11 protein-coding genes are annotated in these 11,500 nt (G+C 46.8%); 4 read left to right on the forward strand and 7 right to left on the reverse strand.

The window, feature by feature from the left end; translation table 11 throughout:
- Positions 1-81: 81 nt before the first annotated feature.
- Entirely contained in the window at positions 82-1,260 is a 1,179-nt protein-coding gene (locus O4H49_RS14140; protein WP_269424096.1) for an iron-containing alcohol dehydrogenase, read from the forward strand.
- A gap of 64 nt (positions 1,261-1,324) precedes the next feature.
- Here O4H49_RS14140 and O4H49_RS14145 read toward each other — a convergent pair whose 3' ends face one another.
- Both O4H49_RS14145 and O4H49_RS14150 read right to left on the reverse strand, forming a co-directional pair.
- Complete coding sequence (locus tag O4H49_RS14145) at positions 1,325-2,551, reverse strand: TIGR03862 family flavoprotein (RefSeq protein ID WP_269424097.1); 1,227 nt, start codon at positions 2,549-2,551, stop codon at positions 1,325-1,327.
- Positions 2,552-2,659: 108 nt separating this feature from the next.
- On the reverse strand, positions 2,660-2,884 hold the full coding sequence (locus O4H49_RS14150) for a hypothetical protein (RefSeq protein ID WP_020593584.1): 225 nt from the start codon (positions 2,882-2,884) through the stop codon (positions 2,660-2,662).
- 325 nt (positions 2,885-3,209) lie between these two features.
- Between O4H49_RS14150 and O4H49_RS14155 the strand changes: the two genes are divergently transcribed.
- The 3 genes from O4H49_RS14155 (at position 3,210) to O4H49_RS14165 (ending at position 5,816) form a co-directional block, all read left to right on the forward strand.
- The gene (locus O4H49_RS14155) at positions 3,210-3,938 is read left to right on the forward strand and encodes a hypothetical protein (RefSeq protein WP_269424098.1); all 729 of its coding nucleotides are present in this window, start codon (positions 3,210-3,212) and stop codon (positions 3,936-3,938) included.
- A gap of 36 nt (positions 3,939-3,974) precedes the next feature.
- A complete protein-coding gene (locus O4H49_RS14160) occupies positions 3,975-4,805 on the forward strand; it encodes a hypothetical protein (protein ID WP_269424099.1) in 831 nt (276 codons plus the stop codon).
- A gap of 117 nt (positions 4,806-4,922) precedes the next feature.
- A complete protein-coding gene (locus O4H49_RS14165; RefSeq protein ID WP_269424100.1) occupies positions 4,923-5,816 on the forward strand; it encodes a tetratricopeptide repeat protein in 894 nt (297 codons plus the stop codon).
- A 61-nt stretch (positions 5,817-5,877) separates the two neighbouring features.
- On the opposite strand, the gene O4H49_RS14170 is transcribed toward O4H49_RS14165, so the two are convergent.
- From O4H49_RS14170 to O4H49_RS14190, 5 genes are read right to left on the reverse strand one after another with little or no spacing between them, the layout of a single operon-like run.
- Positions 5,878-6,855 (reverse strand): type II secretion system F family protein, encoded by a 978-nt coding sequence (locus O4H49_RS14170; protein WP_269424101.1) that lies wholly within the window; start codon positions 6,853-6,855, stop codon positions 5,878-5,880.
- Positions 6,852-7,868 carry a type II secretion system F family protein gene (locus tag O4H49_RS14175; RefSeq protein ID WP_269424102.1) on the reverse strand — a complete coding sequence of 339 codons (1,017 nt, stop codon included), beginning with the start codon at positions 7,866-7,868 and terminating at the stop codon, positions 6,852-6,854. The genes O4H49_RS14170 and O4H49_RS14175 overlap by 4 nt, the downstream gene beginning before the upstream one ends.
- Positions 7,865-9,496, reverse strand: a complete 1,632-nt coding sequence (locus O4H49_RS14180; RefSeq protein WP_269424103.1) for a CpaF family protein — start codon at positions 9,494-9,496, stop codon at positions 7,865-7,867. The genes O4H49_RS14175 and O4H49_RS14180 overlap by 4 nt, the downstream gene beginning before the upstream one ends.
- On the reverse strand, positions 9,493-10,743 hold the full coding sequence (locus tag O4H49_RS14185) for a P-loop NTPase (RefSeq protein WP_269424104.1): 1,251 nt from the start codon (positions 10,741-10,743) through the stop codon (positions 9,493-9,495). The genes O4H49_RS14180 and O4H49_RS14185 overlap by 4 nt, the downstream gene beginning before the upstream one ends.
- A complete protein-coding gene (locus tag O4H49_RS14190) occupies positions 10,730-11,497 on the reverse strand; it encodes a CpaD family pilus assembly lipoprotein (RefSeq protein ID WP_269424105.1) in 768 nt (255 codons plus the stop codon). Before O4H49_RS14190 ends, O4H49_RS14185 begins: the two co-directional genes overlap by 14 nt.
- Positions 11,498-11,500: the final 3 nt, after the last annotated feature.

The following is an 11,500-nucleotide window of genomic DNA, read 5'->3' on the forward strand; positions in this document are numbered from 1 at the left end:
CTGCGATCGGATATGTATGTCCGGTCTATGAACAATATGCGTACAAAACGTAACGCCTTCCAATTCAAACGGAGAATAACCGTGAGCAATAAAATCGAGAATATGAAAGGGAACTGGAATTATCCAACCACCGTCCGTTTTGGTGTTGGCCGGATCCAGGAGATTGCCTCTGTCTGTAAAGGCCTTGGCATGAAAAATCCGCTTCTGATTACTGACCCGGGACTTGCTGCTTTACCAATGGTCACTGATCTCGTTGCCCGTTGTAAAGCTGATGGTCTTGGCTGTGGTGTCTTCAGTGAAATCAAACCAAACCCGATTGGTAAAAACGTTGATGACGGTGTTGCCTTCTATAAGGCAGGCAAGCACGACGGCGTGATCGCCTTTGGTGGCGGTAGCGGTCTCGATGCAGCGAAAGCTGTTGCTCTCATGGTCGGTCAGGGCCGCCCGCTCTGGGACTTTGAGGATGTTGGTGACAACTGGGCACGGGCTGATGCTTCCAAGATTGCACCGATTATCGCTGTTCCGACAACATCAGGTACAGGTTCTGAAGTTGGCCGAGCCTCGGTTATCACGCAGGAAGAAACTCACCTTAAGAAAATTATCTTCCATCCCAAAATGATGCCATCCGTGGTGATCGATGATCCAGAACTGACTGTTGGCCTTCCTGCAAAGTTGACTGCTGCAACAGGTATGGATGCGTTGTCACATAATCTGGAGGCTTTCTGTGCGCCAGGGTATCACCCAATGGCAGACGGTATCGCAGTTGAGGGTATTCGGCTGATCCAGAAGTCATTGGTACAGGCTGTTCAGAACGGAAGCGACCTTGTTGCCCGTTCTGATATGATGATTGCCTCAAGCATGGGTGCAACGGCTTTCCAGAAAGGTCTTGGCGGTATGCATGCTCTCGCTCATCCTCTGGGCGGGATCTATGACGCCCACCACGGGATGCTTAATGCTGTGCTAATGCCTTACGTTCTGATTGCGAACCGCTCTGTTATTGAAGAGCGTGCAGGCTATCTGGCGCGTTGCCTGGATCTGGAGAGTGCAACTTTCGATGCTTTCCTGAATTGGGTTCTTGATCTGCGGTCAACCCTGCAGATTCCGAATACCCTGAAAGAAATCGGAATTGATCTTGACCGCGCAGATGAAATCGGAGTTCTTGCAACCCAGGATCCATCTGCTGGTGGAAATCCTATCCAGTTTACTGCTGCAGAATATGCTGCAATCCTGTGTAAAGCTGTACAGGGTGACCTGAGCTGATCTCTGGTTTTATACAATCAATGAGAGAAACCGGCTCCATCGATTTGGGGCCGGTTTTTTATGGTCATTTTTTTGTGGCCAGGTATGTATCTATGCCTGCTGCGACATGTACACCCATCGAAAAACAGCCCTGCAGCAGATAGCCACCTGTTGGAGCCTCCCAGTCCAGCATTTCACCGGCGAGGAAAACACCAGGAAGAGCTTTCAGCATAAGCTGCTCATCACACTCTGTGAAAGGAACGCCACCTGCTGTTGAAATGGCTCGGTCAAGGGGGCGAGGTCTTGCAAGTTTTATGGGAAGCCGTTTGATTTTCTGCGCCAGTAATGCGGGCGAGTTAAACTCTTCTTTTGTCGTAAAGGCCTTGAGGAGAGCAAGAGCGGGGGGAGGAATCTTTAAACTCTGTTTCAAAGCTGCAGCTACAGAACTGGAAATATTGCGCTCCAGAAGTTTCTGTGTGATTCCCTCCAGAGACAGCAAGGGTTTCAGATCGATTGTTATCTGGGCAACTTTTTCTTCTTCAATCCGGGTTCTTATCTCTTTGCTCAAGGCATAGATTGCCCCACCCTCAAGGCCATAAGACGCAATCATTATCTCCCCTTTTACGTGACAATCTCCGAGGCAGACTTCGATGTTTTTTAGAGGCTTACCAAAGTGATCAGGCGAAAAGGACGAGGGCCAGTTTGTCTCAAAACCACAGTTGGTTGCCTTGAGCGGATTAACTCTGATGTTGTGCGATTTGAGAATTTCCACCCAAGATCCATCTGATCCCATTCTTGGCCAACTGCCGCCGCCAAGAGCAAGGATTACAGCATCGTGGCTGAATTGCTCTACAGAGCCATCCGGAATGGCAACAGAGATACTTTGCCCGGGACCAAAACCCAACCACCGATGGCGCAACTTCAAGATAACACCGCGGGTTACAAGATCATTGATCCAGGCCCGGAGCAATTCAGTTGCCTTGAATTTGACAGGAAAAACACGACCACTGGTTCCGACAAATGTGTCCTGACCCAGATTTTTACAAAAATCCTGTAGCATTGCCGGGGAATGATTCTTGATAATCTGCTCAAAAAAAACAGCATGCTCGCCATATTTTTTCACAAAGTCTTCAAGAGGCTCGCTATGTGTCAGGTTAAGGCCCCCACGACCCGCCAGCTGAAATTTACGGGCGAGTGAAGGTTTGGCTTCGTATAATGTTACCTGATATCCCTGTGACAAAAGCTGGTCTGCTGCCATCAGTCCAGCCGGACCACCGCCAATAATCGCGACGTTTCGGGAATTTTTGGTCACTTTTCTCTCCTGCGAATAAGGCGTTATAGCCTTATGGCATATCAATGACCAGTTTCTAATATGATGTGAAGATCTTTTTACCGACAGGTTGCTGTCAGGCAGGTCCTGCTATTCAGGCTTGTCTTTCAGTGCCTTGAGAACTTTTTCGGCAAAAGCTCCCTGATCGTGGCGGTCTCTGAGGAAAAGCTCTACGGTTTTTCGGGCAGATTTCTTGTCATATGGAACCTGTCCGTTCATACGCAGCTCAACCTCCTTGAGCACCTCGGGATCAAGTTTACTACGAAGTTTTTTCAGGTCCTGAATAACCTTGTCCCTGATCTGTTCATCGGACATCTGTTTCTGCTTTCGGTGTGATTACAGAGATATAAAATTATGTATCTTTGCATTCTGCCACGGAATAGTCACAACTACCCCATATTTTTCTTTTTATCTGATAAGATAATCGAGTCAGTATCGTTCCATCTTGGTTATCATGATAAATCTGTGGTCCTTATCAACTTGTTTCAGCTCTCTGGATTTCTAGGATTTTACTTGAACAGAGAAGCCTGTAATTTAAAGTTGCCATCATGTTTTGTTAATGTATATCAAGCCCTGTGTCTGTTTACTGCCCAGTTAATAGACTTGAAGTAAAACGTTAAATAAATGGATAGAAATCTAGATGTCTCTTGGTCTGCGTGAAACCCGCCGTCGTCGTTCCCAAACTTTTCGCTGGACTTTGCTCAAGTGGCTTATTGCCCTGATAATGATCGGGGCTGCTGGATGGTATTCCTATTTGATCGGTAATGATCTTGCAAACAAGGAAGTCAGCAAGCTTCAGAACAAAAACAGAGAGCTTGATCAAACTGTTCAGGAGTTAATGGGGCTGCGTGATCAGCTTAATCTTGAGCTCGAAGAAACAAAGCAGGTTTCCGCGGAACTGGAAAGCCGTTATCAGAATGATGTCCCGACCGGGGAAATCAAAATTCTGGTAAATGAAATTAATAACAAGCTTGAAAATGGTGTTTCATTAGACCGGATTAAATTTCTGATCAGCACAGCGGCCAAAACTCAAAGCTGTGATAATGATCCGATTGAAAAGCGTTTCTTTGTCAATACACCCTTTTATACAGGAGCTCATGACAATATCGATTATGCGCGGGGCAGTGTGACAATAACCGCCCAGGGTGAATCTGCTTATAGTTCTGATGGTAAAGTTGAAGCCTGGTATGATCCGGCGAAGCCAATTGATGTTATCTTTACGCTTCTTGGCGGAGAACAGGTGAAGGTTTCCGGAGAATTACCCTTACATAAATCTGTCGTCGTCAATGGCTCGGAATATCGCTTTACACTCAAAGCCGGTGCACGTGGTTTTATGCAGGCTATCGGCGATCGTTGTGATTATCCGTAAATGCTTTGATGATATTTTCTTCGAGGAACAGCAATAATGCTGCGCGAGGCGTTTGAATATTTTTTTACGGAGTGTCGTAAAGATTTCAAACGTCTTGGTTACCTTCATGAAGCCATTGCCATCGATGCCCGTTACAGGAGATGTCAAAAAAGCTGGCATGAACATCTGTCCAAAACAAAGCTGGAGATTCAAAAAGCTGTTGAGGCAACCGAGGGACGTCAACGAATAGTCATTCTCGGAGCAGGGGCGGCGCATGATATTCCGCTGGACTATCTGCTTCGTGAATTCAGGCAGGTTGTTCTTGTCGATGTTGTCTTTCTTAAGCCCTTGAGGAAACTTGCACAAAAAACGTCTAATTTGAATCTGGTTGAAGAGGATGTTACGGGGCTTGCCAACAGAATTACTTCGTTAAAGCCAGGTGTGAAACGGGATCAGTTTCCTCTGCCCCGTCCTCCTGAAAAGCTTCTCGTTTCCACAGATCTGGTTATTTCCTGTAATCTTTTATCCCAGCTCCCCATTCAAATCAGAAACCATCTTGCCGGGGAGGCTGGAGAACAGGAAAATCCGGCACTGGACGACTATTGTCGGCAGGTCATTACCAGCCACCTCGATTGGCTTCCCTGTTTTAATGCGTCAGTGTTGCTCGTAACGGATCTGGAGCGCCTCCTTTTTCCTGTAAATAAACAAAAGAACCAGGTCGTTCGGGACAATGCTCTTTACGATATTGAACTTACCTCGCAAGGGGTGCAGTGGATCTGGGATATTGCACCCAGACCAGAAATAGATCCGGACTATGATTTAAAGCATTTGGTCGGTAGTTTCTTTTTTCCCCGAGGAGAAACTATAGGATTTACACAAGAAAAATAATGGTGGCCCCAAGCATAGATCCGTGTGTTGATAATATCCGATGCTTAACCAATACTTAACAGGATCCTCGTTAAGGTAGTACGAATTATCTTTTCTGGTACCAGTGGGGCTATGTTTATGGATCTCTGTTCTTTTAAACGGACAATATTTCTTGGCTCCGCGATGCTGGCATTAAGCGGCTGCTCGGTGATGAATGATATTTCCCTGGCTTTCAAGGAGATGACTCAAAAGGGGGCTTCTCCCGAGGAGGGCAGCACCGTAACTTCACATGAAGATGACGTCGATCCAGCAACAGCCGAAGTCTATAATATTGCAGAAGAAACCTATAAAAGAGGCGATATCAGAACGGCGATTGGTCTTTATCAACGCGCTTTTGAACTGGATCCCTCCAACCCGAGGCCGATGATCCGGATAGGAGAGATTCTGATCAGGCAGGGTGAACATCTTGCTGCTGGTCAGGCTTATCGACAGGCATTGGTTGTTGAACCGAAGAATACTGAGGCCAAGCGTGGCCTGGGTGTCTCTTTTCTCAGCCGGGGGCAGGTTGATCTTGCGATTGAGCAGTTCTCTGAGGGCTTGGCAATTGAAAAAGACAGCAAGCTCCTGAATGTTATGGGCGTGGCTTACGATAAAAAAGAAGAACGGCAAACAGCCCAGAAATATTACCGGGAAGGGCTTGAGATGGATCCGGATAATTTGACATTACGCAGCAATCTCGGGCTGTCCCTTGCACATGCCGGACAGCACAACGAGGCGATAACACTGCTCTATGCTGTTTCAAAAGAACCCAGAGCAACTATCGCACATCGTCAGATGCTGGCGATGGCTTATACTCTTGCCGGTGATCTGGAAGCAGCAGAACAAACTTCGCGTATTGATATGGATGATGCAGATGTTGCTCAGCGCATGCGATATTTTGGCAGCCTGAACCCTTCAGAAAGTACGAGTAAAAAGCACCCGACATTGGCCGTTACTGTCGAGGCGATTGAGTCAGAACCTCTACCAAATTAGCTTTGTATGTGTCTTGACAGTTTGTCGCGCCTGCTTCTTTTTTTATGATCAAGCCATAAAGTTACATTCCACCCAAGCCATCAATTGTCCGCATAACGGCTGGTCCTAGCAAGACGATCATCAGTGGTGGCAGGATAAATATGATCATTGGAACTGTCATAATTGCTGGCAGTCTTGCCGCTTTTTCTTCCGCTTTTAGCAATCTTTCCTGTCGAAGTTCAGAGCTCATCACCCGTAATGACTGGGCGAGAGGGGTTCCATATCTTTCTGCTTGAATCAATGCGTTTACCAGGCTTCGCATCATGGGGATTTCTATCCTAAGGGACAAATTCATCAAGGCTTTTTGCCTTTCTTGTAGAAAACCTAACTCCAGAGACGTCAGGCTGAGCTCGTCCGAAAGTTCTGGGGCAGCTGTAATCATTTCACGAGCTACACGATTAAATGCTGCATCAAGGCTGAGTCCTGCTTCGGTGCAGATTACCATTAAATCCAGTGCATCTGGCAGGGCTTTTTTTACCAATTCCCGGCGCTTGATTATTGCATTCTTCAACAGGATATCAGGTATTTTTGCCCCGATTAAGGTGACCGTTAGCAAGGCAAAATTGTTTCCTAGTGGAGGAAAATCTACTGCTTTAAGTACGTAGATATAAAAATAGGCCAGAGTCGCACTGGAAAGGGGGGCAATCAACTTAAAAAATAGGTGGCGATAAAGTGCCTCCGGGGTTCGCCTTCCTGCCTGGGAAAGCTGAAATGCGTATTTGCTGGCCTGTTCATTTTTTAACAGCTTAAAAAATTCGACGACCTTCTTCATGTAGGTAGCTGAATTTTCATTACCTCGTTTGCGTTGTGTGGGGGTCAGGTAATCTCCGCGCATTGCTTTGCGCAGATCAGATAGCTCTTTTGCTTTTTTGCTGCTTGGATCTTTCTCAATCAAAGAGAACCAGAGCGCTAAAAAGATTGTCAGGACGGAAAGAGACGCCCCGAGAACGATGAACTCGTCTTCGGTAAATCCGGCAGGTATGAAATCAGACAGATTCATATCTCAAATTTCACCATTTTATACATAATACCACTACCCAATGCGATCATGAAAAGACCAAAAGCGACTGCTGCCTGTCCTCTGGGATCTGTAAACAGTTCGATTGCATAGGATGGGGTCATCAGATAAATGATTACAAACATGATAAAGGGCAGGGAACCAATAATATATGCCGAGGCTCTTGCTTCTGAGGAAAGTGCCTTGATTTTCAGCTTCATCTGTTTTCTTTTACGGAGGATATCTGAAAGATTGGCAAGAGTTTCAGCTAGATTCCCCCCGGTTTCGGTCTGAATTGACAGGGCGACTGTAAAAAACTGAAACTCCTGTAAACCAATACGATATTGAGCTCGCTCCAGCTCTTGGGGGAGTTTGCCTCCTAATTTTACACCGTCGGTAACAGCTGCCAATTCCGATCCGACCGGTGCAGAAATTTCGTCTCCTGCATTTTTGATCGCTTCGGTTATGGGCAGACCTGCTCTCAGGCCGCGAACCATCAGATCTATTGCATCCGGGAATAGTTCCAGAAATTTGTTCTGCCGCCTGTTTTTCATGACATAGAGTACGAAATGGGGGAAACCAAAACCAATTGCAAACCCCATTAATATACTGAATATAAGAGGGCGAGATGAAAAAACGTTTATAACGGCAATTGCAGAAATCGTTAGCATAATTGAGATAAGTAACAGTCGGCCCAGATTTGGTTCCAGGCCAGCCTTTTGCATTTTTGCTCTCAATAATTCCGGACGTGGTGTCAGATTTTGAACGATTTTGTCCAGAGTTGGATTGCCGCTGCCGCCCATGTTCCTTCTTATACTGATATTGGCAGCCGCGGTTGAGCGTCCATCAGCTGCCTTGTGTATTACTCTTTCCAGCCTTGTCCTGGAAATATCACTTGATGGCTTCAGTATAAAAAAAAGAATGATTAACAGAACAAACATTACCCCGGACAGCAAGGTAAGGAGCGCGATATCAGATACCTGACCATTTAGGATCTGTGTCAGGAATTCATTCATCCCATAGCTTCCATCAGATGTTTGCCGAGGTTGTAATATTCTGCTTTAGGCATGAAGTAAGGCCGTAATCCGGTAGAGGTGAATTCCCCATAAAGATTACCATTCTCATCTTCGCCTTTAAATTCGAAGGTAAAGAGATCCTGGGTCGTAACAATATCGCCTTCCATACCAATGATTTCGGTAATGTGGGTAATGCGACGCATACCGTCCCGCATACGCGATACCTGGATAACCATATCCAGAGCATCAGAAATCTGGGTGCGTACTGCTTTGGCCGGAAGGTTGATACCAGCAAGGCCAATCATGTTTTCGAGACGGGTTAAAGCCTCACGGGGCCTGTTTGCATGGATGGTTCCCAAGGATCCATCGTGGCCTGTATTCATGGCCTGAAGCATGTCAACAGCTTCAGATCCACGGATCTCGCCAAGTATAATCCGGTCAGGCCGCATACGCAGTGAGTTTTTAACCAGATCCCTCATCGTTATTGCGCCTTCGCCTTCTAGATTGGGCGGTCGTGTTTCCAAGCGTACCACATGTGGCTGCTGAAGTTGCAGTTCAGCGGCATCCTCAATCGTGACAATGCGCTCACCATGGTCAATCAGTTGAGAAAGCGCATTGAGCAGGGTGGTTTTCCCAGAGCCAGTTCCGCCCGAAATCAAGATGTTCAGCCTGGATCGGGCAGCGATTTTCATCACCGTCGCCATGCTCGGAGATATATTGTTCTGCTTTCGCATGATATCGAGCGTGATGCTTTTTGCGGAAAATTTCCGGATGGAAATCGAAGAACCATCAATAGCCAGAGGCGGGATGATAATATTGACACGACTTCCATCTGCGAGTCGGGCATCGCAAAGCGGTGTGGTTTCATCAACTCTGCGGCCAACATGGGCAACAATACGGCGGGCAATATTCATGACGTGATCGTTGTCACGAAACTTCACGTCCGTAAGTTGGAGCTTTCCGCCCTTTTCAATGTAAACCTGATAAGGGCCATTGACCATAATATCGGTAATACCTTCATCGGCCAGAAGCGGTTCAAGGGGACCGAGACCAAGCATATCTGCCAGGATCAATTCTATTACTGCAGCCTTTTCGGGCGCGTTGAGGGTGATTTTATCCTCAAAAAGAATCTCACTGACGATCTCACCAAGTTGGCTTGTCAGTTCATCTCTGGGTAACCGTGACGCTGCGGAAATGTCCAGACGATCCATGACTTTGGGCTGGATAATTTTCTTTGCTTCTTCGACAGTATCAGAAGCTGAACTGGCCTTGGATTCGTTGCGTTTTCCGGATGGTTTCGGGCGCGTTGAGGGGTGAGGTCTTTGCTCGAAATTGGTAAGAGAAGGAACAGGAACTTGTTCGGCTTCTGCAGTGATTTCATTTTTTGTCTGAGAGTTTTTGAGATACCAGGAAATCAAGTCCGTTATCAAGGCGCGGCGTTGAAGAAGATTGAGATGACTTTTCTTGCTTTCCAGCTCTTCGGTCACTATCTGCCCAATCTTCAGGCTTAGCTCGGGGCGGGACATCTCTGTGGCTGATTGTTGTGGAAGTATTGATAACAACAGCTCTTTCAGTATTCCATCCTGGTCCTCGTCGCTGTGATTGACTGTAACGTTTTCCTGATTCATTTTTTTCGTCCCACCATTTTAAACCAGGATGTTTTTTTATTATTGGCCGACACGTCAGGGGCAATTTCTTTGGCAAGAGCAAAGAGTGCCTTGGACATCTTTGATTTTGTATCAATTGCAACGGCCGGTTTCCCGGTATTGGCTGCCTTGATTGACAGTTTTATATCATCGGGAATGTTGGCGATAATTTTTGTGCCAAGTGCCTTTTCGAATTCAGCTGGAGGCATCGCAGTTACAGGGCCCCCTGTTTTATTGGCGACAATTAACAGCTTACAGCTGGAATTGATTGTTTTGATTGCACTTTGTGTCCTGATACAGTCGCGGAGGCTGGGGAGACTGTAGTCTGTTACAAGAATAATTGTACCGACTTCAGATAATATGCTTTTCCTCAGCTTTACGGCTGTACGGGGGACGTCGATAATCAGTTGGCTGTGTTCTCTGGCGAGAGCCTCCATCAAAATGGCAATACCATCAGGAGAAAACGAGATGTCTTCTGTCAGGTTCTCTTCTGTAGCCATAACGGCAAGATTATCTGATAGCTTGGCTGTCGTGCTGGAAATGAAGAGGCTGTCAAGACGTTCAGGTTTTTCCAGTGCCTCACGTAAACCGCGTGTTGGCTCTACATCAAGTGCCAAAGCAATTGTGCCGAATTCTATATCCATATCAAGCAGGGCTGTTTTACAGTTTAATTGATCAGATAATACCCAGGCAAGATTAACGGCTATAGTACTGGCGCCGACGCCCCCACGGGCACCAATAACAACTGTTTTATTGTTATTTCCGGTTACTTGAAGGCTGTTTTCACGATCCCGATTGGCCTCTTCCGCTCTTTCGGCCTTGTGGAACGCCGCGAGCAGGGTTTTTTCTGTGAGAGGCTTAAGCAGGTAGTCCGTGAGACCAATTTCAATCATTTCGCGGTAAAAGCCGATATCATTGATCGCGCCTACTGCAATCGCCTTGGTTCCTTCGGGGAGAGCGGCCACCAGGGAGAAAATTGATGTTGCGGCAGAAAGTTCATCGTTGCCAATATCTATGACGAGGTATCTCGGCGCAGGGTTGTCTGCCAGATAGGACATCGCGTCATGACATTCCCCGTCTCTTACTTCGGCAGGGTAACCAAGCTGTCTTGAGATTGACAAGGTGACATCATGGGTCTGTCCATCGCCAACGAATGCAACCAGTTCAGGTGCCGAAACGGGCTCTGTATCCAGATCGTTAAAAATATCGTCAATTTTACTGGCTGGCATTGTTGTTGCTCTGCCCTCCAAGAGAAGTCCCACTGGTCGTCGCAAGATCAGAAGTCAAGGCTTTGACTTCACCTCGGCGGTAGCGATCTATTCCGAGTGTTACAGATGTTGAATCAGGAGAAGACAACGGCCTTGAACCGTCCAGGGCTTCAGGAGAAACGACCATGTTTGCCAAGTTGGCTTCCTGACTGCAGCCAAAAGTACCTCTGTGAGGCCGCGCCCCCTCGGGAGGAACCGGGACATGACAATCTGGGGCGACAATAATTTTTCGATGTATCAGAATCGCACTGTTATAACGAATGGGGTCAAGAATGGCTACTGGCCTGCTGGTCGTAGAGCTGTTGAGCCCCATTTCTGTTAAAGATCGAGAAATAATGGAAATCGCCTGTTGGGATTCAGGGGTTTTTTTGCCCTTGGTATTGTACAGCCCGTCAAGCACAAGTTCATCCGCACTGGTAATGTTATATCTTCTTACAACGTCCTGAAGTTCTTGTTGCAGTCGAGTAATATTGATTTGATCTTGCGCAGGAATAAAAAAACCTTCTGAGGCGATATAGCTATAGCTCTTGGCTCTTTGGGGGGAGGGTAGTGGGCGCCATCGCCCGGTATCCATGAAGTTTGTTCCAGCCTGGACGATTTGTTTCTCAGGAGAAATCGTTTGATAGCCCTGTTCAGAAGTGCAGGCGAACAGAAGGGTGACTGCTAACGCAGAAAAAGAGAGAGGAATAACGGGTAGGTGAGCTTTAATAAACATCGG

The organism is Kiloniella laminariae (assembly GCF_027214005.1).
Classification (GTDB): domain Bacteria; phylum Pseudomonadota; class Alphaproteobacteria; order Kiloniellales; family Kiloniellaceae; genus Kiloniella; species Kiloniella laminariae_A.